We start from the raw sequence: 23,305 nt of genomic DNA, 5'->3' as shown, positions 1-23,305 counted from the left end.
TTGCGCCGGTCGCAGGTTGCGCGAACGGCGCAATCTATCCTTCGATAGGAAGCGGCGCGCGCTTCAGGGCAAGATGCCGAGCTGCCGCGCCCGCAGAACCGCCTGCGGCCGACGGCGCACGCCCAGCTTGTCGTAGATTTGCTGCATATACCATTTGACGGTGCCTTCGGTCAGGCCGAGACGGTCGCCGATTTCCCGGTTGCGCAGGCCTCCGCTCACCATCGTTAAAATGTCGACTTCCCGGTTGGCGAGGCGCCCGGTCAGGCCGAAATCATCCTCCTCTTCTTCATCCGCTTCGATCTGCGGTCCCCGCCGCAGCATCGACACAAGGCGGACGGCGAAGCGATCAGCGGGCGTTTCCAGTTCCGGCCCCTGCGAATAGGCTTCGATGATGAGAGACGCGATGACTTCCCCCTCATCGACGAAGACCCGCACCCAGCCGGCCGGTTCGGCCATCTCTACGGCAGCGCGAACGGCCCTGCGCGCCTCGGACCGGTTGCCCTGAAGCACCGCGATTTCCGCCAGCAGCAATTCGAAGATCACGGCGGACCGGACCGCTCCCGCGCGTTTGACGAATTCCAGCCACCGATAGGCGACCTTGCGCGCTCGGCCCAGCCGATGGCGCTGCATCTCGATCCTGAGCCAGGCGATCGCGATATTCTCATTGCGCCGCGTCGGGTGCAGGGTGGGAATGGGTTCGCCGTCCAGTTGCGGATCGCCCGCCAGGAAATGCTGCTCCGCCTCGTCGATCTGCCCCGCCTTGATCAAAAGCCGCACCTCTTCGGCCACGATGAAGGAGCGCAGACGATCAAGCCCGCATTCGATCGCCACGAGATGGGCATCGTTAAGCGTCGAAAGCGCGCTGGGCAGATCGCCCCTTGCCGCCCGCAGGCGCGCGCTGACCAAATAGCCGGACGCCATCTGATCGGAAAATCCCCATTGCCGCACGACTGGCAGATACTGGTCCGCCAGTTCCGCCGCCTGTTCAAGGTCGCCTGCATCATAAAGAAGTTCGGCCAACGGCAACGCGGGCAGCGCGGCCAGACCGGAACCTGCGCCATGGATTTCAACAGCTAACGCGAAGGCCTCTTCCAGAAAGCGTCGCGCCAAGGGAATCTTGCCCTGCGCCATCATGGTCGGCGCGACCGAGGCCTTCAGGGCGATGGATGCGAAGGCCGAGCCGGGACGCGACAGAGCGCGGCTGGTTTCCGCCTCCAGCTTGAGCATGTCCTGAAAATGATAAAGTTCGCGCCGCGCCGACATGAGCTGCGCCAGCAAGGTGCAGCTGAGATAGGCATGGCTGTCGGCCAGTTCGGCGAGCAGCGGCTCCGAATCGGCCTCGACCCTGACCATGTCGTCTCGCGCCGCCGCAAGCATGACGAAGCGATGGCGGATCAGCAGGTCCAGTTGCTCAATTTCGTGCGCGGGCAGGGACTGGGCCTCGCGCTTCGCTTCATAGGCCTGCCGCGCAGCGGAAATCAGCCTGTCAGCCGATGAAAAGGCCAGTTGGCGGATGCGTCTCCAGGCCAGAGCCAGGAGCAGATTAGGCCGTTCGGCCAGGATCGGCCAGGGCAGTTCCGCGCCGAGTTCGTCGATGCGGTAGAGATAGCCCGAATAGGTCAGCCCCTCGGCCAAGCGATCCAACTGGTCGGCGAGAAACGCCTTGTCCCCGCTCAGCCGCGCATGTTCGATCGCCAGGGCAAGCTGGCCGGCTTCGGCAAAATATTCGCTCGCCCGTCGATGCATGACGGCAGCGCGGTCCGGTGCCCGATCGATCAGCCGGCCCAACACCATTTCGCGGAACAGCCGGTGATAGGCATAGCGGCTATGTTCCTGATCAATCGCGTTCAGAAACAAGCCTTCACGAAAGACATGGTCCAGCATCGCGCGCGCATTTTCGTCGCCGGTTACCGCGGCGCAGGCGGAAGGCGTCAATTCATCGAGGATCGAAGTGTCGACGAGGAAGCGGCGGACGTCGTCCGGTTGCAAACTTAACACTTCATCATGAAAATACTCGGCAAATTCGGGGCGCAGGCCAGTCAGCCGGAGCTTGACCGCGCTGTCGCTGGTGCGGCGATAGAGATCGCAGGCAATAACGATACCGGAAACCCAGCCTTGGGTATCGCCCACAATGTCCTGAAGGTCTCGCGAATCCACCGGCGTCCCGATTGACCGCGTGACCAGTTCCGTCGCTTCCGCCAAGGTGAAGGACAGATCGGCGACGCCCACTTCGACCAGAAATCCGAGCGCACGCATACGCGCCAGCGACAGGCCGACCGTCCCGCGTGCGGCGATGATGATCGTCAATGCGTCGCGCGCGCTCGATGATAGTTGCGCCAGGAATTCCAGAATCGGTTTCGCCAGAAGTTGCGCGTCGTCAACGATGATAACCGGCCTTACACTGCCCATCGTCGCAAGCACGGATAGCCAGCTTGCGTCAGACGCGTTACTGTCCAGTGCATCCCAGGGCATACCGGCCGCAATACCTGCGGCCTTGAGCGCCTGGAGGAATGACCGCTTGCTTTCAATGCCGGCCCTTGCCGCGAGCCACAAAACGGGGCGCCCCTGCGCCCTGAGTTCATCCGCCCAGAACAGCATTGCGGTCGTTTTTCCGCTCCCAGCCGGCGCAGACACCACGGTCATGCGCGACTGCGCCACTCTTTCCGTCAGCGCCACCAATGCAGCACGCCGGATCGGCATATGAGTCGAACGCGGCGGCAAGATAGCTGTGGGCACAACGGTCATGCTCTTCTCTCCTAGCGCGGGTGGCGCGATTCGTTTGTTATGCGAAATATATTCTGCGCGATGAATCTATAACGCAATCCCTTTTTCCTATCGGCAGATAGGTTCCCAATGAGATGGAAAAATGTCCAGCTTTCCACCCAGGAAGCCAAGGTCGTTATGCAGCCAGCGTTGCCATACAGACCGCGGCGCGAGCAGGATTTTAGGAAAGGTTGACCATGAAGGCCCTTTATCTCGAACGGATCGACGGCCCTGAATCCGTCGTGGTGGCGGAAGTCGACACGCCAGTGCCCGGTCCGGGAGAGGTGCGTGTCGCGCTGCGGGCCGCATCCATAAACCATCGCGAACTGTTCATCACCCACGGGCAATATCCCGGCATGACCGTGCCGATCACGCTGGGCTGCGATGGTGCGGGCGTCGTCGACATGATCGGCGAGGGCGTGACCGGCGTCCGCGAGGGCGATGAGGTCGTGCTGTATCCTGCACGCAACTGGGGGCCGAACCGCCACGCGCCGGCCGCCGATTTCGGCCTGCTCGGCATGCCCTTCGCCGGCACGATCGCCGAATATATCTGCGTGCCGGTCGACAATCTGGCGCCCAAGCCGGCCTTCATGAGTTTCGAGGAAGCCGGGGCCATGCCGCTGACGGCGCTGACCTCCTGGCGCGCGCTTATGTTCAAGGGACGGCTGGAAGCGGGAGAAACGCTGCTCATCAGCGGCATAGGCGGCGGCGTGGCCACGTTCGGCCTGGCCTTTGCCGTGGCCAAGGGCGCCAATGTCTATGTCACCGGCGAAAACCAGGGCGTGATCGATCGTGCCGTGGCAATGGGGGCCAAGGGCGGCCTGCTCTACACCGACCCCGACTGGCGCAAGCAGGTCGGCAAACTCACCGGCGGCATCGACGTGGTGCTGGACGGGGCGCCCTCGCCCAGCTTCGCCAATTATGTTCGCGCCGTCAATCCGGGCGCGCGGATCGTCATCTACGGGTCTACCGCCGGCAACGAGATCAAGTTCAACGCCACCGACATCTTCCTCAAGAGCGCCAGCATCGTCGGCAGCCAGGTCGGCGATGCGCAGGACTTCAAGGAAATGCTCGCCTTTGCCGAGCAACATGCAATCAAGCCGGTCATCGAGGCGACCTATCCGCTTGCCCGGGCCAAAGAGGCGCTTCTGCATCTGCGCGACCAGCACAAGTTCGGCAAAGTCGTGGTGACGATGTGAGCGATCTGTTCAGCCTGGCCGGCAAGAAGGCGCTGGTCACCGGCGGCGCGCAAGGTCTGGGCCGCATGATCGCCGAAGGTCTGCTGCGGGCTGGCGCTACAGTCGCGATCACATCCCGCAAGGCCGACATCTGCGAAGAGGCCGCCCGGGAGATGGCCACGCTGGGGTCGTGCATCCCCCTCCCCGCCGACCTGTCGACGCCCGAGGCGGCGGTCGACCTCGTCGCCCGTTATCGCGAAGCGGTCGGCGAATGCCATATATTGGTCAACAATGCGGGTAAGACCTGGGGCGGGCCGATCGACAGCTTCCCCGACAAGGCCTGGCCGGGCGTGATGGCCGTGAATGTCCAGACGCCGTTCACCATGGTCCGGGAACTGCTGCCCGAACTCGGCGCGTCCGGAACGCCCGGCGATCCGGCGCGAGTGATCAACATCGGTTCGGTCGCAGGCATGAAGACAGAGCGGCTCAGCGCGTACAGCTATGCCGCGAGCAAGGCCGCGGTCCATATGATGACACGCGATCTGGCCGGCGATTTGGCGGCGCGTAACATCACCGTCAATGCGGTCATTCCCGGCTTCTTCCCAACCAAGATGACGGCGCATATGCGGGATGAGGATCAGGTCGATCCTGCCCTGCTGGCACATATTCCGCTCCAACGTCTGGGTTCGTCGGACGATATTGCAGGCATCGTCATTTTCCTGTGTTCGCGCGCGGGCGCTTATGTCACCGGCGCACAGATCCCGGTTGACGGCGGGGTCGTTGGCTGCGGCTGAGATAAGCCCCTACCCTCGCGGCCGGTAAAGAAAGGTATTCGCCATGATGATCGACCTCGCCATGCTGGCGGACCGCCTCGCGATCGAGGAATGCCTCTATCGTTACGCCCATCTGGTAGATTCGATGCAGTTTCACCGCATTGCGGAGGAAGTGTTCACGGAAGATGGATCGATCGACTTTGGCGGCGCGCGTTCCGTGGGGCGGGAGGCCATCCATGCCCAGTGCATGGGTTATCAGGGCGCTCTAATGGGCTGTTCGCACAACATCACCAATGTGGTGATAGAGGTGAACGGCGACGAAGCCCGCGCAGCCAGCCGCGTCATGGCCTGGCAGTGGTTCGATATCCCCGGTGCCGATCCGCTGCGCCCGACGGACCTTCTGGCCGTGGGCGGCTATGAGGACAGGCTGCGGCGCACGGCCGAGGGATGGCGGATATATGAACGGCGGGGGATCAATTTCGGCACTGGCATCGGCGCCGGATCCGTACCCGATCCCATGCGTCCTATCTTTCAGGCCATGCAGGGCCGCACGCCTGGCTGGCCCGCCTGATCGAGGGCGGGCGCCAAGGCCCGCCCATCATATCGTCAGAGTTTCCAGCCCCCGCCCGCGACGATCACCTCGCCGGTGATATAATCGGCTTCGGGCAGGCAGAGCAGGTAGACGGCGCCGGCGGCTTCTTCCGGCGTGCCGGCACGGCCCAGCGGAATGCCCTTTTCCATGGCTTCCAATATTTCGTCGCTAACGCCGGCCTTGATGTCCCGGCCCTTGACGCTGATGGTCGAGCTGCCCGCCTCGCCCGCGGTCATGCGCGTCATGATGGCCCCGAAAGCCACGGCATTGACGGTGACATTATATCGCCCCCATTCCTTCATCACCGTCTTGGTGAGACCGACGATCCCCGCCTTGCCCGCCGCATAGCCCGACTGACCGGCATTGCCGCCGAGACCCGCCACGGACGATATATTGATGACTGTCCGGCGTGTGGCCCGACCATGTTCGGCGGTCTCCTTCTTCGCCGCGGCGGCGATCACCGGTTGCGCGGCGCGCAAAATGCGGAAAGGGGCATTGAGATGAACGTCGAGCATGGCCATCCACTGCTCGTCGCTCGTCTTTTGAAGCACCGAATCCCAAGCATAGCCCGCATTGTTCACGATGATGTCGATCGTGCCGAAATGCGCGACCGCCGCTCCCACGAATTTGTCGCCGAAATCGGCATCCGTCACGTCGCCCACGCACACCACGGCATGGACGCCAAGGCTTTCGATTTCACTCGCCGTCGCCTTTGCCACATCCTCGTCCAGGTCGTTCACCACGACATGGGCGCCGGCGCTTGCCAGTTTCAGCGCGATAGCCTTCCCGATGCCCCGTCCGGAGCCGGACACCAGTGCGACCTTGCCATCCAATATATTCACTTCAATATGTCCCGTTCTTTCTTGAAACCACCGACGCGGGCCTCGCCGCCATCGATGACGATGCTATTCCTGTCAGGCACGCTAGCCCGAAACGATACGGTGTCGCCCCTGCGCCAGATTTCCGCCCGAACTGTTTCGCCCGGCCAGACCGGCGCGGTAAAACGTAGCCGCATGTCGGTCAACAAAACGGGATCGCCACCGCAGCACAGATGGATCAACGCGCGACCGACCAGACCCATGGTGGCGAGGCCATGCAGTATCGGCCGATCGAAACCCGCCGCCTGCGCCGTGCCCTGATCGATATGCAGGGGGTTGCGATCGCCGGTCAGACGATAGAGCATCGCCTGATTGGAGGCCGTCGGAAGGTCAAGGCAGGCGTCCGCGGGCGCATCCGGCATGACGACCGGCGCCGGCCCGTCAAGATCACGCGGCCCACCAAAACCGCCCGCTCCTCGCAAGACCCACACTTCCTCCATCTCAGCGATCGGCCGGTCCGTCGGCGTGGTGATCACGCGTTTTGCCCGCACGAGGGCAGGCTTGCCTACCCCCTTGTCGGCGAGACCGACAATCTCGATCCGGCCGTTGACCAGTTGGCCCAGTTCGAGCGGCCGGAACAGTTTCAGCGTCTGCTCGCCATGCAGGATGCGCGGCCAGTCCCAGCCCAGTTCCGGCGCCATCGGCCAGAAGCCGGGTGTTCCCAGAACCAGCGCCATGGTCGGCAACACGGCCTGATCGCGTTCGAAGACCAGATGCCGTTCATCGATCGCGCCCAGCCCGGCGCCGACACCCAGCGCGTAGAGAATAGCGGATCGCGGATCGCAGGCATCCTGTGCTTCCGGCACCCGGAAGCCGCGCAATCGTTCGACGTCAAGCATTCGACTCATCCCCGGTTTTGCGGTCAGGACAGCTTGCGCTCGTCCAGGCCCAGTCCGCGACCGATGATTTCGCGCATGATTTCCGACGTTCCGGCGAAGATGCGGCTGATGCGGGCGTCAGTATACATGCGGCTGATGCGATATTCTTCCATATAGCCCGCGCCGCCATGAAGCTGGACGCATTCGTCCATCACCCTGCCTTCCAGCTCGCTGGTCAGAAGCTTGGCCGCCGACGCGTCCTCGGCGGTCAGCTCGCCCGCGTTGAGCAGCATCACGCACTGGTCGACATAGGTCTGAAGCGCGTCAAGTTCGGCCCGCATCGAAGCCATCTTGAACCGCGTATTCTGGAACGCGCCGATCGGCTTTCCGAAGGCCCGGCGTTCCTTCACATAGTCGAGCGTGATGTCGAAGGCGGTCTGCGCCGTCGCCATGAAGCCGATGGCCGCGACCAGCCGCTCCTGCGCCAGGAAGCGTGCGAGATATTTGAAGCCCTGGGCAGGGTCCCCCAGCACATTCTCTTTGGGCACCTTGACGTCGTTGAAGAAGAGCTCGGCCGTGTCCTGCGCCTTGAGCCCCATCTTCGCCAGCTTGCGCCCGCGTTCGAACCCTTCCATGCCGCGTTCGATGACCATAAGGCCCAGGCCGTGGCGGCTATTGGGGTCGGTCCGCGCCGCAACAACCACCAGATCGCCCAGAATGCCATTGGAAATATAGGTCTTGGCGCCGTTCAGCAGCCAATGGTCGCCCTTGTCCACCGCGCTGGTGCGCATGCCTGCCAGGTCGCTGCCGGTCGAGGGTTCGGTCATCGCAACGGCCAGGATCTTTTCGCCGCTGACGATGCCGGGCATCCACCGATCCTTCTGCTCGTCGGTTCCCAGCTTGGCGATATAGGGCGCGACCAGATCATTATGCAGATTGATGTAGAAGCCTATGTCACCGTGGCGCATATTCTCTTCGATGATGATCTGCTCGAAGCGGAAATCGTCGATCCCCGCCCCGCCATATTTCTCGTCCGCCCAGGTGCAGAGCAGGCCCTGTTCGCCCGCCTTAAGAAACAGTTCACGGTCGACCATGCCCTGTTCGCGAAAGCGTTGGGAATGGGCACCGACTTCCGTCGTCATGAATTTGACGACGGAATCGCGGAACTGCTCATGTTCCGGCTCGAAGATCAGGCGCTTCATGCCGGCATGGGCTCCTTGACCGTGGTTTCGCTCGCAGGCGTGTAGAAATCCTCACCCTTTGCCGCCTTGTCGCGCAGCCATGCGGACGGCAGGAAGCGCGGGCCATAAAGCTGCGCGAGCCGATCGGATTCCTCAACGAACTTCTTAATGCCGATCGTGTCAATGTAGCTGATCGTCCCGCCGGTCCATGCCGGGAAACCCCAGCCGTAGATCGCGCCCAGGTCGGCGTCCTGCGGGGTTTCCAGCACATTTTCCTCCAAACAACGGGCGGTTTCCATCGCCTGCGCGTAGAGATAGCGCTTCTTCAGTTCTTCGACATCCCAGCCCTGCTTGACCGGGAAATGATCGGTCAGGCCCTTCCACAGATGCTTCTTGCCGCCTTCGGGATAGTCGTAGAAGGCGCCGCCCGCCTTGCGGCTGGATCGGCCGATCTCGTCCTTCATCCGACGCATGACGGCAGTGCCGGCAGGCGGCGTATATTTGTCGCCTTCCTCCGCGATCGCCTGGTCGACGATCTTGAGCGGCAGGTCGAGCGTCAGCTCGTCCAGCAGCGCCAGCGGCCCGACCGGCATGCCGACAGCCTTGGCGGCGTTTTCGATCACCGCCGGGGGAACGCCCTCCGCCAGCATCGCCGCGCCTTCGTGGATCAGCATCTGGAACACGCGGCTGGTGTAGAAGCCACGGCTGTCGTTGACGACGATCGGCGTCTTGCGCAGCTGCGCGATGAAGTCGAGGCTCTTGGCCAGCGTTGCCTTGCTGGTCTGCTTGCCCATGATCACCTCGACCAGGCCCATACGGTCGACCGGCGAGAAGAAGTGCAGGCCGATGAACTGATCCGGGCTCCGCGATGCCTGCGCGAGCTGCGAGATCGGCAGGGTCGAGGTGTTGGACGCGAAAATGGCTTGTGCCGGCAGCACCGCTTCGGCCTTCTTCGTGGTTTCGGCCTTGATCGCCGTATCCTCGAACACCGCTTCGACCACCATGTCGCAGCCATCGAGCAGCGCGAAGTCGTCGGTCGGGGTGATGCGGGCGAGGACGGCGTCCGCCTTGTCCTGCGTCAGCTTGCCCTTTTCGACCAGCTTGCCCAGCACCTTGGCCGAATAGTCCTTGCCCTTCTGCGCGGTCGCTGTGTCGCGGTCGATCAGCACGACGTCGATATTTGCATTGGCGGAGACGAACGCGATGCCCGCGCCCATCATGCCCGCGCCCAGCACGCCCACTTTCTTCGCTTCGAACTTCGGGAAGCCTTCGGGACGACGCGCGCCTTTTTCGGCCGCCTGCTTCGAAATGAAGGTGGTACGGATGATGTTGCGCGCAACCGGATCGGTCAGCAGCCTGGCGAAATATTTACCCTCGACCGCGAGCGCCTTGTCGAAGGGCAACTGCAAGCCGTGGAACACCGAGTTCAGGATCGCGGCCGGCGCGGGTTGATTATAACCCACCTTGGCGAGACCGCCCGTATACATCATGTAGGCGGCCGAATCCTCAGGAACGGTCAGGCCCTTCTTCTGCGGCGGCGTCCAACCCTTGACGTCCCAGGGCTTGACCGGATCAGGCCCGGTCGCAAGCCACGCCTTCGCCGCGTCGATCAGCTTGTCCGCCGGGACGACCTCGTCCACGATCTTGAGCTTGAGCGCTTCCTGCGGCCCCACCGAGCGGCCCGACAGCAGCAGGTCGAGCGCGATCTTCATGCCCGCGATAATGCCCAACCGCACCGTGCCGCCCGATCCGGGCAGCAGACCGACATTGACTTCGGGCAAACCCACCTGCGCCTTGGCATCATCCACCAGGATGCGCCGGTGGCAGGCCAGCGCCAGCTCGAAACCGCCGCCCAGCGCCAGGCCGTTGATCGCCGCCACCCAAGGCTTGCCCGATTGTTCGATGGCGCGGTGCATGTCGGTGGCGCGCTTCGAAAAGGCATAGGCTTCCTGCGGCGTCAGCGTGCCGAACCCATTCACGAGCTGCTTGAGGTCCGCACCGGCCATGAACGTCTTCTTGGCGGACGTCAGGATGACGCCCTTGATGCTTTCGTCCGCGGCAATCTGCTTCGCCGCCGCTTCCATGTCAGCGATGAAAGCATCGTTGACGACGTTCATCGAGCCTTCGGCATCGAGGGTCAGGATCGCAAAGCCGTCCTCGGCCTTTTCCAGTCGCATAGTCTTCATGGGATGTCCCGCTCTATAGTTCGGTATGCGCGTTCAAACGCGCTCGATGATGGCAGCCGTGCCCAGGCCGTTGGCCGCGCACAAGGTGATGAGGCCGGTTTCCGCGTTGCGCCGCTCCAGTTCGTCCAGCACGGTGCCCAGGATCATCGCGCCGGTCGCGCCAAGCGGATGACCCATCGCGATCGCCCCGCCATTGACGTTGATCTTGTCGTCGGGAACGTTCAGCTCCCGCTGGAAGCGCATCACCACGCTGGCGAAGGCTTCGTTCAGTTCCCAGAGATCAATGTCCTTCTCGGTCATGCCGGCCGCCTTGAGCGCCTTGCGCGACACCGCCGCCGGCGCCGTCAGCATGATCGTCGGCTCAGACCCGATATTGGCATAGGACCGGATACGACCGCGCGGCTTGAGGCCGGCCTTTTCCCCAAATTCCTTCGACCCGACAAGAACCAGGCCGGCGCCGTCGACGATACCGGAGCTATTGCCGCCATGATGGACATAGTTCAGCTCTTCGATTTCTGGATATTTGGCCTTCGCGACCGCTTCGAACCCGGCCTTGCCGAACCCTTCGAAGGCGGGCTTGAGCTTGGCGAGGCTTTCCAGCGTGGTGTCGGGTCGCATATGCTCATCATGATCTAGCACCACGTCGCCCAGCACATCCTTGATCGGCACGATCGCCTTTTTGAAATAGCCGTTTTCCCAGGCATGGGCGGCCTTGCGCTGGCTCTCGACGGCGAAATTGTCGACATCCTCGCGCGTGTAGCCGTCCAGCGTCGCGATGAGGTCGGCGCCGATGCCCTGCGGCGCGTAATAATTGCTGAAGGCGACCGACGGATCGGACGTCCAGGCGCCCGAGTCATAACCCATTACCGTGCGGCTCATCGACTCGACGCCACCGCCGATGCCGGCCTGGATCATGCCCGAATGGACCTGCGCCGCGATCAGGCTGACAGCGTCCAGCCCGGTGGCGCAGAAGCGATGGATCTGCTGGCCCGCGACCGTCTGGGCATAGCCGGCCTGCAACACCGCCGCGCGCGCCAGCACGCCGCCCTGTTCACCGACGGGCTGGGCCATGCCGATGATCACATCGTCGAGCAGTCCAGTGTCGAGATCATTGCGGCTCTGGAGCGCCTTCAAAAGCTGCGTCGCCATTTCGACAGAGGTGATCTCGTGCAGCGCGCCATCGGGGCGGCCCTTCCCGCGCGGCGTCCGGACATGATCGTAGACATAGGCTTCCATCGTGAATTCCCGACCAGTGATACAAAATCTCTGCCCTTGCTCTTGGACCCGGAAGGCAAGGCTGCACCTATCCAACGAAAGGCGCAGACAGAGGCGATGGCTGCAATCTGATCATCATCGATAGCTGACCGGCATTTTAGGAGCGGACATCCGTGGTCACACCAGGCGAAGATTGCGCCCCATTCCGTATTTCTGCAACCACTCTGGGCGATCTGCTTCTCAAAGGGTGGGACAAGGCATCCGACAAGGAAGCATTGGTATTCCCGGGAGAACGCAAGACATATGACGATGTCGTACAGAGCGTCCTGAAGCGCGCGCGCGGCCTGAAGGCGCTGGGCATCCGGCGCGGCGACCATGTCGGCATCCTGTTGCCGTCCAGCATCGAATTTGTCGAAACCCTGTTCGCCAATGCGATGTGCGGGGCCGTGTCAGTGCTGATGAACGCGCGGTACAAGGCGCCCGAAATGGCCTACGTCGCGCAAAATGCCGATCTGACAGCGATCATCACCAATGATATGGTCAGTGAGCATATCGATTTCGGTCGACGGCTGGAGGAGGCTTTCCCCGACCTGCCCGATGCCGCCGACTCCTCCTCACTCACGCTTGCGGGCGCGCCTCTGCTCAAGCGGATCGTGATGCTGGGCGGCCGTTCTGTCCCCGGTTTCGTCGATCAGGCGACCTTCGACGCGGCGGTGCAGCAGGTGGAGGAAGCGGAGATTCACGCATCCCGTCTGACCGTCAGGGTCCGCGACACCGCGATGATCCTCTATACGTCAGGGACGTCGGCCAATCCCAAAGGGTGCCTGCTCAGCCACGAGGCCGTCACCCGGGAGGCATCGAATCTCGCCCGCTATCGCTGGTCGTTCCAGCCCGACGAGCGCGCTTGGTCGCCGCTGCCTTTATTCCATATCGCCGCGATGCTCTGCATGCTGGGCGCGATCGACGTGGGCGGCACCTTCATCGGCCAGCCGCATTTCGATGCCGGAGAGAGTCTGCGGCAGATCGAGGATGAACGGGTAACGATGATGTTCCTGCCCTTCGTCACTTTCCATCAGGCCATGATCACCCATCCCGACTGGGCCAAGACCGACATGTCGTCGGTGCGCCTGCAAAATAGCTGCTTCGCCTTCATGCCGGATCGCGTAGGCCAGGCCTATCGGGAGAAGGCCCCGAACATGCTCCAGGTGGGCACCATGGGCATGACCGAGGCGACCGGCATCGTCACGACCGGCGGCTATGCGATGGACCCGGAAATGGGCTTCAAGAAGCTCGGCTTCCCCCTGGCCGGCATAGAGATGAAGATCGTCGACCCCGAAACCGGTGCGGAAAAGGGCGTGGACGAACGCGGCGAAATTCTCATTCGCGGCTACAATCTGTTCGACGGCTATTACAAGGATCCTGAGAAGACGGCGCAGGCGCTGGATGCCGACGGCTGGTATCATAGCGCCGACATCGGCTCGATCGACGAACAGGGCCATGTCATGTTCCATGGCCGGTTCAAGGACATGCTGAAGGTGGGAGGAGAGAACGTCGCCGCGGCCGAGGTCGAGGCCGTATTGGCGACCCATCCGGCGGTCCGCCTGGCGCAGGTGGTCGGGCTTCCGGACGAGCGGCTGGCGGAAATCCCCGCCGCCTACATCGAACGCGAAGGCGATGTGGAGGTCGAGGCGGAGGAACTCATCGCCTATACCAGGCAGCGCCTCGCTTCCTTCAAGGTTCCGCGCCATATCCGTTTCATCGACGAATGGCCGATGTCAGCATCGAAAATCCAGAAGTTCAAGCTGCGCGGCGCGTTGATGGACGAACTGGGCCTGAAGGACTGAAACACGGCGCATCGACGCCATGAAAGTGTAGGGAGAGTGACATGCGGGTGATCATCACGGGTGCCGCAAGCGGCATCGGCAGGGCCTGCGCCGAACTTCTGGCGGCCGGGTCGATGATTCCGGGCGAACATCAAATGCTGCTCGCGGATCGCGATGCCGCCAATCTGCAGGTGGTGGCCGATGCGGTCGGCCCCGCCGCCGCGGCCTGCGTGGTCGATCTGGCCGAACCCGATTGCGGCGACCGGATTGTCGCGGCGGCGCTCGCCCACATGCACGGCATCGACGCCGTCATCAGTAATGCCGGCATCATCATGGGCGGCGCGCTGGTCGAACTGCCGATCAGCGATTTCGATCGCATCTTCGCCATCAACACCCGCTCGTCCTGGCTGCTGGGCAAGGCGGCCCATCCTCACCTCAGGGAGAGCAAGGGCGCCTTCGTCGCGACCGCGTCCATGTCGGCCACCCAGCCTACGCCCGGGCTTGGCTTTTATTCCTCCAGCAAGGCCGCCTTGCTGATGATGATACGCCAGCTCAGTATCGAATGGGGTCCGGACGGTATCCGATGCAATACGGTGTCGCCCGGCCCCACCTACACGCCGATGACCGCTGCAGGATATAAGGACCAGTCGCGACGCGACCAGCGGGAAGCCAATATTCCCCTGCGCAAACTCGGCGTGGCCGAGGATGTCGCACAGGCGATCCTGTTTCTGATCAGCCCTCATGCCGGCCACATCAGCGGTGTCGACCTGCTGGTCGATGGCGGCATGAGCAACATGCTGATGCCCGCCAGCGGCGGTGGCACCGGTCAGAACCGGCAGAGCTGACATGAGATCAAAAGGTCCGATCCGCGCCAGCCGCCCATTCGGCGTCGGTTCCGCCCCCCGCATTTTGCGGGTCGATCAGCAGCCGCGCCGTCGCCATCAAATGGTCCGTCAGCAGCGCCTCGGCGCGGTCGGCATCCCGTGCCAACGCGGCGTCGACGATCTGCGCATGTTCGTGAACCAGATTCCGGTCGCCATGGGCCAAGGGCACGGTGAGATAGCGATAGCGTTCCGACTGGGCATAGAGCCAGTCGCGCATCTTGAGCAGCCATGGACTGTCGCACGCTGCGACCAGGGCGTGGTGGAAGGCCGCATGGGCGTCCGCATAATCCTCGTTCAGACGGGCCGCCTCCCGCGGGTCGCGGGTCGGAGTCTTGCTCAACCTATGGGCTGCGCTAACGATCGAGGCTTCCCAGTCCAGGCCTCCCTTCTCGATGGCGCGCCGGAGGCATTGCCCTTCAATATCGCTGCGGACCCTGACCAGATCGGTCAGATCGCCGATCGATATCGGCGTCACCCGAAATCCCCGCGCGTCGTCCTGCGTCACAAAGCCCTCGGACGTGAGCCGCGACAGGGCTTCGCGCACCGCCCCGAGACTGAAGCCCTGCGTTTCCGTGATATCCTTGATGTTGATTTTGGCGCCGGGCACCAGCCGACAGGTCAGGAGATCGTCGCGCAATTGCCGGTAGGCGCGTTCGGTCAGGCTCAGCTTCTTGGTCATCGGAACAACTATATCAGCTCCGCCACCCATGGCAATTCAACAAGATGTATTTTATAGCTTGAAATATATTTCATTCAATTCCATGCCGTCGGTTCAGCGGGTTGGACAGATTCTCAGGAGGTTTGCATATGCGGTTGGCCAAGGTAACGAAGAACGGCGCAGTCGGTCTGGCAGTAGACACGGGCGCGGGCGTCAAGGCGCTGTTCGGCGATGCTGCCCTCTATGATCTGGATGCGCTGATCGCCAGCGGCGGCACCGCCCTGACGGATGCCGGCGCGAAAGTCAGCGCAGAGGGCGAGGAAGTGCAGGTTGAAGACCTCACTTTCCTCCCGCCCCTCGTCAAGGCGCCCAAGATCCTCTGCCTGGGTCTCAACTACAAGGATCACGCGGCTGAAGGCGGATTCACCGTGCCCGAATTCCCGACGATATTCGGCCGTTTCAATTCGAGCCTCATCGGCCATGGCGCACCGATCATCAAACCGACCTGTTCCGATCAACTCGATTATGAGGCGGAAATGGTCGCGGTCGTCGGCAAGGGCGGCAAGAATATCAGCGAGGACGACGCGCTGTCGCATATCGTCGCCTATTCGGTGTTCAACGACGGTTCGATCCGCGACTATCAGCTCAAGACGCCGCAGTGGACGGTCGGCAAGAATTTCGACGATACTGGCGCCTTCGGCCCCTGGCTGGTAACGGCCGACGAACTGCCTGCGGGCGGTGCCGGCCTCAAGATCGAAACCCGCCTCAACGGCCAGGTGGTGCAGAGCGCGAACACCTCCGACATGGTGTTCGATGTCGTCGACACGGTCGCCCTCCTCTCCACCTGCTTCACGCTGGAAGCGGGCGACGTCCTGGTCATGGGAACCCCGTCGGGCATCGGCCTTGCCCGCAAGCCTCCGCTGTTCATGAAGGATGGCGATGTGTGCGAAGTGGAAATCGAGAAGATCGGCCTGTTGGTGAACCCCATCAAGGCAGCATGATCGAAAGGCCGGGCGCCGTTCTGTCGGCGCCCGGCCAGCCAAGGAGGGAAGGATGAACCAGAACAGCCCGTCGGGACGCCGCGCCAATAGTTTGGGCGTCCATTCCATCGATCATTTCGCGGTCGAAGTGCCCGATCTGGAAGCCGCGCGGACATTCTACACGCTCTTCGGGCTCGACGTCCGCGAGCGGGATGACACGCTGGAATTATATGCGGTCGGCAATCCGCATCGCTGGGCCGTGCTGAGCCAGGGCGGCGACGCCAAGCGGCTGCGCTATCTGAGCTTCGGCATCTATCCGGACGAAGCGGATGCCTTTGCCGCCCATCTCGACGGCTGCGGCGTCACCCGGATCGAAGCCCCCGAAGGCGCGGAAGCCGACGGCATCTGGTTCGCAGGCTTCGATGGCCTGCCGATCAACGTCCGTGTCGCAGACAAGGCGACGCCATCGGAAAAGAGCCATTTCACCTTCGTCAGCGCGGCGCCGGGCCAATCCGGCGCGATCCCTAACAGCAAAGCGCCCAAGGTTCATCCGCGCCGCCTTTCGCATTTCGCGATCTTCACGACCGACGTGAATGCCGCGATCGACTTCTATGAAAAGACGCTCGGCCTGCGCCTGTCCGACAAGAGCGAACCGGCCGTCGCCTTCCTGCACGGCGCCCATGGCAGCGATCATCATCTGCTTGCCCTCGTCCTTTCCGATCGACGGGGCATGCATCACAATAGCTGGGATGTCGGATCGGTAATGGAAGTGGGTCTGGGCGGCGCGACCATGGCCCGGGCGGGCTATGGCCCCAACTGGGGCGTGGGCCAGCATGTGCTGGGCGCCAATTATTTCTATTATGTGCGTGATCCCTGGGGCAGTTTCAGCGAATATTCGGCCGATATCGACTTCATTCCGCATGATGTCGACTGGCCGGCCGCCAACCATGCACCGGAGGACAGCATGTTCCTGTGGGGACCCGATCCGTTCCCCGAATTCATCCAGAACACAGAACCGGCGGAGGCCTGATCGTCATGACCACATTCCTACTTCTCCATGGCGGCGGCATGGGCGGCTGGACCTGGAAATATGTCCGCGAAATTCTGGAGGCCGGGGGCCACAAGGTCTACACTCCGACCTTCACAGGCTTTGGCGAGCGCGAACATCTGATCGGCCGCGACGTGGGCAATGCGACTCATGTGCGCGACATCGTGAATGTCTTCAAATATGAGGATCTGCGCGACGTTGTGCTGGTCGCGCACAGCTATGCGGGCACGGTCGCGCCTGGCGTGATCGCAGAGGTGGGCGACCGCATCGCATCCATCATCTATCTCGACGCCATCGTGCCCCGGTCGGGGGAACGGATCGCGTCCCTCATGGGCTATGTCCACGAAGACCAACTCGCTGCGCTGGATGCGATGCTCGAAGCGGGCGAAGGCCCGGTGGGGTCGGGCGTGCATGAAATGCAGCGCGCGGCGGCCAAGGAGCACCCCCATCTCATGGACCCGGCGCGGGAGAAATGGCTGCTCGACAATTTGTCGGACCAGCCGATGAAGGCGACCGCCTGCGTCATCCCCGTGGGCGCCGAAGTGATCGACCGGCCCGTCGACTATATCGCGGCGGCCGTCACGGTGATGACGGCGATGCACGACCGGGCGCGCGAACTGGGCTGGACCATCCATGACCATCCGGGCGATCACGCCCTGCTGGTGGGCGATCCGGAGGGAACGACCGACCTTATTCTGAAGATTTCCGGCGCGGGAACTCCGGCATGAATGCGGCTGAGCTGTTCTCGGTACAGGACCGCGTCGCCGTCGTCACCGGCGGGTCGACCGGCATCGGCCGCCATATCGCGACCGGTCTGACCGCGGCGGGCGCCACCGTCTATATCTGTGCCCGCACGCAGGCCAAGGTGACGGCGGCCGCGGCGGAGATTTCCGCCACGACCGGCGGTCGCTGCACCGGCCTGGTCGCCGATCTGTCGACGCTCGCGGGGATCGAAACTCTGGTCGCGGCGGTGTCCACCCGGGAACAGGCCGTGCATGTCCTAGTGAACAATGCCGGAACCATGGCCGACGCGCCCATCGACGATTATGGCGAGGACGAATGGGATCCGGTCATCGACCTGAACCTGAAGGCCCCTTTCTTCACGCTTCGGAAATTTCTGCCCCTGCTCCGCGCGGGCGGCACGGCGGAGCGCCCCGCGTCGATCATCAACATCGGTTCGGTCGGCGCGCTCAAGGTCGGGCCCAAGGAAAATTATGCCTATCAAGCCTCGAAAAGCGCCATCCACTGGATGGCGAAAGGCCTCGCCAAGCGGCTGGGCCGCGACAACATCACCGTCAACGTCATAGCGCCCGGTTTCTTCGAATCCGAGATGACCGTCATCACCTCCGACGAGATGCGCACGATGGTGGAATCGATGGTGCCCCGCGGCCGCGTCGGTACGCCGGAGGATCTGGCAGGCGCAGCCATCTATCTCGCCTCGCGCGCGGGCGCCTATGTCACCGGATCGGTCATCCCTGTCGAGGGAGGATTGTCGATCTGATATGACCCAACTTCATTTCGTCGCCATTGGCGGCACAATGCGCGCCTATTCCTCCACCGAGCGGGCGCTTCGCAAGGCGCTTGCCATTGCAGAGGAACGCGGCGCACGCACGACGCTGCTTGCCGGGGCGGATATCGACTTCCCGTCTTACGCGCCCGACAATCCGGATCGTCCGGATGCGGCACGACGCTATGTCGACATCCTGCGGTCGGCGGATGCCGTGATCATCGGATCACCTGGTTATCATGGCGCGATCTCCGGCTTTGTGAAGAATGCGCTCGATTATGTCGAGGATATGAGCCGCGACGAGCGTTGCTATTTCGACGGTCTTCCCGTGGGCTGCGTGGCGACGGCGGCCGGCTGGCAGGCCGCGGTCGCCACGCTCCAGCAACTGCGGGTGATTACCCACGCGCTGCGGGGCTGGCCGACACCGCTGGGCATCGCCATCAACACCATAGGCGGCGAAGGCGATCCGATCGACAACGCGCCTATCCCCGACCAGTTGGGGATGATGGTGGACCAATTGTTCAGTTTCTGCCGACGGCCTGCCCTATAGTTGGATAGGTTCGCAATGCATCTGCCGGGCGCTTAGTCGCAGTGCCACTAACGGGAATGACGATGGATTTTTCACTCACCGAGGAACAGCGGGCGTTCAGGGACATTGTCCGCCGCTGGGTCGATGCGGAAGCGCCCAAGGACTGGATGCGCGCGCTGGAAGCCGACGAAGAAAATTATCCCTATGCGCTGTGGGACAAGATCGCTGAGCAGGGATTTTTCGGGATAGGCATTCCCGAGGAATATGACGGGCTGGGCGGCGACGTCATGATTCAGATGATCTTCGCCCGTGAATTCGCGCGAACGGCCGGCGGCCTGCTGTGGGTCTGGGGCCTCACCTCCTTCGGCGGCGCGAAGACGATCGGTGCGGTCGGCACGGAGGAGCAGAAGAATCGCTGGCTGCGCCCCATGGCGCAGGGCAAGCTGCGCGTCTCGCTGTCGATGACCGAACCCGACGGGGGCACCGACGTCCTGGGCGCGATGAAGACCCATGCCGAAAAGGTCGACGGCGGCTGGAAGCTGAACGGCGCCAAGATGTGGACCACCGGGGCAAAGGCCGCCGACAGGCTGCTCGTACTCGCTCGAACTGATAAGAACGCGGAAAAGAAGCATCATGGCCTCACCATGTTCTTCGTCGACGCCAAATCGCCCGGCATCACCGCTTCCCTCCTGCCCAAGCTCGGCATGCGCGCCATGGGATCGTGCGAGGTTCATTATGAGGACGTCTTCGTTCCCGACGAGGACGTACTGGGTGAGCCTGGACAGGCCTGGTATGCGATGTTGCCCACACTCAATAATGAGCGGATCATGGTCGGCGCGCAATGTCTGGGCGCGATCGACGGGGTGCTGGAAGACGCGCTGGAATATATGCTGCAGCGCAAGGCGTTCGGCGGCATTATCGGCCGCTTCCAGATTTTGCAGCATTATGTCGCAGACATCGCGACATGGCAGAAGCTGACCGAGCTGTTGCTTTACAACGTCGCCTGGATGCAGAGCAACGGCATGCCGTGCGGTACCGAGGCCAATATGCTCAAGATGGTCGCCACGGAGAATGCCGTGAAGGCCGCGGACCTTGGCATCCAGATATTGGGCGGCATGGGCTATTCGGCGGAAACCGACATGCAGCGTTACTGGCGCGACCATCGGATCCTGCGGATGACGCCGATCAGCAACGAAATGGTGCGCAACACGATTGCCGAGAGCCTCGGCCTGCCGCGTTCTTTCTAAGGACCGACCATGAGCGATCTTGACGATCTTCCCCCTGCCCCCGACGCCGCCGGCACATCGCTCGATGGCGACAAGGTCTTCACCATCACGGCGGAAGAGAATGCCGCCCTGTGCCGGTCGACCGGCGTCGAACCAGCCACTGACGGTAGCGCTCATCCCATCTATTATTATATCGCCACCCAGGTCGCGATGGGCAAGACGGTGGCGGGCGTCTGCGAAGCGTGTGAATTCGATGTCGAGGATGGCCCGATGATGGGCAGCAGCGGCGTACGGTTCGATGCGCCGCTGAAGGTGGGCGAAAGCTACAAGGTAACGGGGGAGATACTCAGCCTGGTCCGCAAGCGCAGTCGTAAGCTGGGCGTCATGGACGTGCTGACCTATCGCCTCCGCCTGCACCTGCTCGATGGAACGCGGGTGCTGGAAACCGATAATGTGTGGGTATTGCCCCGCAAGGAGTTCGCCGCATGAGCCATGCCGTCGGAGACACGCTGCCGCCCTTCACGATCGAGAGCGTTAGCCCGCAAGCCATGAAGCAGTGGGCGGGGTTCCTCGCCGATCCCAATCCCATCCATCTCGATGTCGAGGTGGTGAAGGCCAAGGGGTTGGGCGACCGGGTCATCAACCAGGGCCCAATCAACGTCGCCTATATGATGAACATGCTGATGCGCGCCTTCCCGGGCGGACGGATCAAAGCGATGGATTCGCGCTTTCTGGACAATGTCTATGGCGGCGACCGGGCGGTGGTGACGGGCAGGATCGCTGCGATCGAAGGCAATGCCGTGACCTGCGAATTCTCGCTGGATGTCGATGGCCGCGGCACGGTCAATTCCGGCACGGCGACGGTGGAAATCTAAAAGATCAGAGGAGAATAGCAATGCCTAGCGGACCTTTTGCCCATGTGTGCATGGTCGTGCGCGATCTGGACAAGGCGATCGAGGATTGGACCAAAATCCTGCGCGTGCTAGATCCTGCGTCGCTGGAAGAACGCCTCGTCAAATATGACGAATTTTCCAGCGGCGACGACGCCGGCATGAAGTGGGCGACCTTCGTCAACAATGGCGGCACGGAAATCCAGTTCATTCAGCCGGCCCCGGGCACCCCCATGGGCGATCGCCTCGAAAAGGTGGGCGAGCATGTCCATCACCTCTGCTACGCGACCGACGATGTGCCGGGCGCGATGGAAAAGCTGAAGGCGGAGGGGCTGCACCTGCCCGGCGGCGGTCAGACCTTCAACGATCCGGACATGACATGGCAGAAATGGAGCTGGGTTGGCCATAAGAGCACCCATGGCTGCCTGATCGAGGTCGCCTCGCCCTATGAGAGCCGCAACGACGGCAAGTGGCACCATGCACCCGGCAAATTCGCCTATAAGGGCCCCGGTGAGCATCCGTCATTCGCGGAAATCGTCCCGCCGGTCGCCGCCGAGTAATGCAGGCGCCCGGTATGACTGTTCCCACGCGGATAAGCGTGCCGGGTGACGGGCTGGAGATGGTTGCGGACGCCTATGGCGACCCTGCCGCGCCGCCCGTCTGCTTCTTCCATGGCGGCGGCCAGAGCCGCCGTTCCTGGGCCGGGTCTGCCAGGCGGGTGGCGCGGGCCGGCTATTACGGCCTGACCTTCGATCTGCGCGGCCATGGCGACAGCGGATGGGCCGCCGACGGCGACTATCTGCTGGAAGCCTATGGTCGCGATGTCGAGTCCATCATCCAGGCCTTCGACAGGCCGATCGCGCTGGTGGGGGCCTCGCGCGGAGGCCAATCCGCGCTGGTCGGTGGGTCGCGCCATGCCGATCTGGTGCGCCTTATCATGCTCGCCGACGTCGCGCCCTATATGGTGGATGACGGCGTTGATGACATTCGTGGCTTTTTCCGCGCCAGCGACTCCGGTTTCGCATCGCTGGAGGAAGCGGCCGACGCCCTTCACACCCATCTGGGCCAGCCCCGCCTGCCTGACGTTTCCGGTCTCGCCAAATCGATGCGCAAAGCGGATGGGCGGCTGTTCTGGCACTGGGATCCCCGCACGACGGCGCCGGAATTTCTGCATCCCCCGTCGGAAGGGGAAGCGCTCATCGCCGCAGCGCGCCGCGCGCAATCGCCTCTCGTGCTTGTGAAAGCAGAGCTGAGCGAGATCGTCTCGGACGAAAGCGTCCGGCAATTTCGGGCGCTCGCCCCGCAACTTGAGGTTGAGATCGCCCACGGCGTCGGCCATATGTTCACCGGCGACCGCAATGACGCCTTTGCCGATCGCCTGCTCCACCACCTCGCACTTCATCTGCCGCTATGACGAAGGGCGCGGCTTTCGTCGTCGGCGGGACAGGCGGCCTTGGCAGCACGATCTGCCGACGCCTTTCGACCGAATGGGATCAACTCGCCATCGGCTATCGGTCCAGCCGGGAAAAGGCGTCGGCGGTTGCGGCGTCCCTGCCAAACAGCTCATGCGAGACGCTGTCCGTTGCCTGCGATCTTTCCGATCGCGCCTCGATAGAGACCGGCATCCGCGAGACGGTCGAGCAATTCGGCGCCATCGGCACGATGGTCTTCGCCAGCGGGGTCGACATCGCCCAGCCCTTCGTCAGCCAGATCAGCGAGGAGCAATGGCGTGAAGTCATAGAGATCGAACTGGTCGGCTTCACCCGTATCGTGTCCGCCACCCTGCCATATTTCCGCGCTCAGGGCTTCGGCAATTTCGTCACCGTCGTTTCGGTCGCGAATTACTGCTTCCCCCCCGGCGACGCCCTCTCCTCCGTGCCCAAGGCGGGAATGGAAGCGCTGGGCCGCGCCATCGCCAAGGAGGAAGGCCGTTACGGCATCAGGGCGAACATGGTCGCTCCGGGAATCATCGACGCCGGGCTTGGCGCAGAGTTCCTCACATCGCTCTATTCGCCGGAAATCTGGGAAACGCAGCGCAAACGCATTGCCCTGCAACGCTTCGGCAGCGGCGAGGATATTGCCGAGGCCGTAGCCTTCCTGGCTTCGGCCAAGGCGCAATATATGACTGGCCAGACCCTGATCGTCGATGGCGGCTTCAGTCTCTGAAGCCAACGGC

At 62.9% G+C, this 23,305-nt stretch carries 23 protein-coding genes; 16 read left to right on the top strand and 7 right to left on the bottom strand.

Features of this window, described 5'->3' with window-relative positions; all coding sequences use genetic code 11:
- Nucleotides 1–63: 63 nt before the first annotated feature.
- Nucleotides 64–2,745, bottom strand: coding sequence for a winged helix-turn-helix domain-containing protein (locus EGM87_RS05475; RefSeq protein WP_235600745.1), 2,682 nt, complete (start codon nucleotides 2,743–2,745; stop codon nucleotides 64–66).
- A 215-nt stretch (nucleotides 2,746–2,960) separates the two neighbouring features.
- Between EGM87_RS05475 and EGM87_RS05470 the strand changes: the two genes are divergently transcribed.
- From EGM87_RS05470 to EGM87_RS05460, 3 genes are read left to right on the top strand one after another with little or no spacing between them, the layout of a single operon-like run.
- The gene (locus EGM87_RS05470) at nucleotides 2,961–3,962 is read left to right on the top strand and encodes a quinone oxidoreductase family protein (protein ID WP_044662266.1); all 1,002 of its coding nucleotides are present in this window, start codon (nucleotides 2,961–2,963) and stop codon (nucleotides 3,960–3,962) included.
- Nucleotides 3,959–4,735, top strand: coding sequence for an SDR family oxidoreductase (locus EGM87_RS05465; protein ID WP_044662265.1), 777 nt, complete (start codon nucleotides 3,959–3,961; stop codon nucleotides 4,733–4,735). Before EGM87_RS05470 ends, EGM87_RS05465 begins: the two co-directional genes overlap by 4 nt.
- A 43-nt stretch (nucleotides 4,736–4,778) precedes the next feature.
- Nucleotides 4,779–5,285 (top strand): nuclear transport factor 2 family protein, encoded by a 507-nt coding sequence (locus EGM87_RS05460; protein WP_044662264.1) that lies wholly within the window; start codon nucleotides 4,779–4,781, stop codon nucleotides 5,283–5,285.
- A gap of 35 nt (nucleotides 5,286–5,320) precedes the next feature.
- Here the strand turns inward: EGM87_RS05460 and EGM87_RS05455 are convergent, their stop codons facing one another.
- Genes EGM87_RS05455 through EGM87_RS05435 form a run of 5 tightly spaced genes read right to left on the bottom strand, consistent with a single transcriptional unit; the run spans nucleotide 5,321 to nucleotide 11,605 of the window.
- Complete coding sequence (locus tag EGM87_RS05455; protein ID WP_044662263.1) at nucleotides 5,321–6,148, bottom strand: SDR family NAD(P)-dependent oxidoreductase; 828 nt, start codon at nucleotides 6,146–6,148, stop codon at nucleotides 5,321–5,323.
- The gene (locus EGM87_RS05450) at nucleotides 6,145–7,023 is read right to left on the bottom strand and encodes a MaoC/PaaZ C-terminal domain-containing protein (protein WP_044662262.1); all 879 of its coding nucleotides are present in this window, start codon (nucleotides 7,021–7,023) and stop codon (nucleotides 6,145–6,147) included. Before EGM87_RS05450 ends, EGM87_RS05455 begins: the two co-directional genes overlap by 4 nt.
- Before the next feature lie 23 nt (nucleotides 7,024–7,046).
- Nucleotides 7,047–8,204: an acyl-CoA dehydrogenase family protein gene (locus EGM87_RS05445; protein WP_044662261.1), complete on the bottom strand. Its 1,158-nt coding sequence runs from the start codon at nucleotides 8,202–8,204 to the stop codon at nucleotides 7,047–7,049.
- Nucleotides 8,201–10,369, bottom strand: coding sequence for a 3-hydroxyacyl-CoA dehydrogenase NAD-binding domain-containing protein (locus EGM87_RS05440; RefSeq protein WP_044662260.1), 2,169 nt, complete (start codon nucleotides 10,367–10,369; stop codon nucleotides 8,201–8,203). The genes EGM87_RS05445 and EGM87_RS05440 overlap by 4 nt, the downstream gene beginning before the upstream one ends.
- A 33-nt stretch (nucleotides 10,370–10,402) precedes the next feature.
- On the bottom strand, nucleotides 10,403–11,605 hold the full coding sequence (locus EGM87_RS05435; protein ID WP_044662259.1) for an acetyl-CoA C-acetyltransferase: 1,203 nt from the start codon (nucleotides 11,603–11,605) through the stop codon (nucleotides 10,403–10,405).
- Nucleotides 11,606–11,757: 152 nt separating this feature from the next.
- Here EGM87_RS05435 and EGM87_RS05430 point away from each other — a divergent pair, with 152 nt between their 5' ends.
- Complete coding sequence (locus tag EGM87_RS05430) at nucleotides 11,758–13,428, top strand: class I adenylate-forming enzyme family protein (RefSeq protein ID WP_044662258.1); 1,671 nt, start codon at nucleotides 11,758–11,760, stop codon at nucleotides 13,426–13,428.
- Nucleotides 13,429–13,469: 41 nt separating this feature from the next.
- Nucleotides 13,470–14,252 carry an SDR family NAD(P)-dependent oxidoreductase gene (locus EGM87_RS05425; RefSeq protein ID WP_044662257.1) on the top strand — a complete coding sequence of 261 codons (783 nt, stop codon included), beginning with the start codon at nucleotides 13,470–13,472 and terminating at the stop codon, nucleotides 14,250–14,252.
- A 7-nt stretch (nucleotides 14,253–14,259) separates the two neighbouring features.
- Here the strand turns inward: EGM87_RS05425 and EGM87_RS05420 are convergent, their stop codons facing one another.
- Entirely contained in the window at nucleotides 14,260–14,970 is a 711-nt protein-coding gene (locus EGM87_RS05420) for a GntR family transcriptional regulator (protein ID WP_235600743.1), read from the bottom strand.
- A gap of 128 nt (nucleotides 14,971–15,098) precedes the next feature.
- On the opposite strand from EGM87_RS05420, the gene EGM87_RS05415 reads away from it, so the two are divergent.
- From EGM87_RS05415 to EGM87_RS05365, 11 genes are all read left to right on the top strand, one after another.
- Nucleotides 15,099–15,950, top strand: coding sequence for a fumarylacetoacetate hydrolase family protein (locus EGM87_RS05415; protein WP_137709739.1), 852 nt, complete (start codon nucleotides 15,099–15,101; stop codon nucleotides 15,948–15,950).
- 52 nt (nucleotides 15,951–16,002) lie between these two features.
- A complete protein-coding gene (locus EGM87_RS05410; RefSeq protein ID WP_044662254.1) occupies nucleotides 16,003–16,959 on the top strand; it encodes a VOC family protein in 957 nt (318 codons plus the stop codon).
- Nucleotides 16,960–16,964: 5 nt separating this feature from the next.
- Nucleotides 16,965–17,705 carry an alpha/beta fold hydrolase gene (locus EGM87_RS05405; RefSeq protein WP_076605697.1) on the top strand — a complete coding sequence of 247 codons (741 nt, stop codon included), beginning with the start codon at nucleotides 16,965–16,967 and terminating at the stop codon, nucleotides 17,703–17,705.
- A complete protein-coding gene (locus EGM87_RS05400; RefSeq protein WP_044662252.1) occupies nucleotides 17,702–18,478 on the top strand; it encodes an SDR family oxidoreductase in 777 nt (258 codons plus the stop codon). Before EGM87_RS05405 ends, EGM87_RS05400 begins: the two co-directional genes overlap by 4 nt.
- Nucleotide 18,479: 1 nt before the next feature.
- Nucleotides 18,480–19,034 (top strand): NADPH-dependent FMN reductase, encoded by a 555-nt coding sequence (locus EGM87_RS05395; protein ID WP_044662251.1) that lies wholly within the window; start codon nucleotides 18,480–18,482, stop codon nucleotides 19,032–19,034.
- A gap of 62 nt (nucleotides 19,035–19,096) precedes the next feature.
- The gene (locus EGM87_RS05390; RefSeq protein WP_044662250.1) at nucleotides 19,097–20,260 is read left to right on the top strand and encodes an acyl-CoA dehydrogenase family protein; all 1,164 of its coding nucleotides are present in this window, start codon (nucleotides 19,097–19,099) and stop codon (nucleotides 20,258–20,260) included.
- A 9-nt stretch (nucleotides 20,261–20,269) separates the two neighbouring features.
- Nucleotides 20,270–20,728, top strand: a complete 459-nt coding sequence (locus EGM87_RS05385) for a hypothetical protein (RefSeq protein ID WP_044662249.1) — start codon at nucleotides 20,270–20,272, stop codon at nucleotides 20,726–20,728.
- The gene (locus tag EGM87_RS05380; protein ID WP_044662248.1) at nucleotides 20,725–21,114 is read left to right on the top strand and encodes a MaoC family dehydratase; all 390 of its coding nucleotides are present in this window, start codon (nucleotides 20,725–20,727) and stop codon (nucleotides 21,112–21,114) included. Before EGM87_RS05385 ends, EGM87_RS05380 begins: the two co-directional genes overlap by 4 nt.
- Nucleotides 21,115–21,134: 20 nt before the next feature.
- Nucleotides 21,135–21,689, top strand: coding sequence for a VOC family protein (locus EGM87_RS05375; RefSeq protein ID WP_235600742.1), 555 nt, complete (start codon nucleotides 21,135–21,137; stop codon nucleotides 21,687–21,689).
- A gap of 14 nt (nucleotides 21,690–21,703) precedes the next feature.
- On the top strand, nucleotides 21,704–22,543 hold the full coding sequence (locus EGM87_RS05370; protein ID WP_235600741.1) for an alpha/beta fold hydrolase: 840 nt from the start codon (nucleotides 21,704–21,706) through the stop codon (nucleotides 22,541–22,543).
- Nucleotides 22,540–23,295, top strand: coding sequence for an SDR family NAD(P)-dependent oxidoreductase (locus EGM87_RS05365; RefSeq protein ID WP_044662245.1), 756 nt, complete (start codon nucleotides 22,540–22,542; stop codon nucleotides 23,293–23,295). The genes EGM87_RS05370 and EGM87_RS05365 overlap by 4 nt, the downstream gene beginning before the upstream one ends.
- The last annotated feature ends 10 nt before the right edge of the window (nucleotides 23,296–23,305 follow it).

Source organism: Sphingobium sp. RSMS, assembly GCF_005406185.4.
GTDB classification, from domain to species: Bacteria; Pseudomonadota; Alphaproteobacteria; order Sphingomonadales; family Sphingomonadaceae; genus Sphingobium; species Sphingobium fuliginis.
The sequence above is the reverse complement of the archived record's forward strand: the minus strand, read 5'-3'. Positions and strand labels throughout refer to the sequence as shown.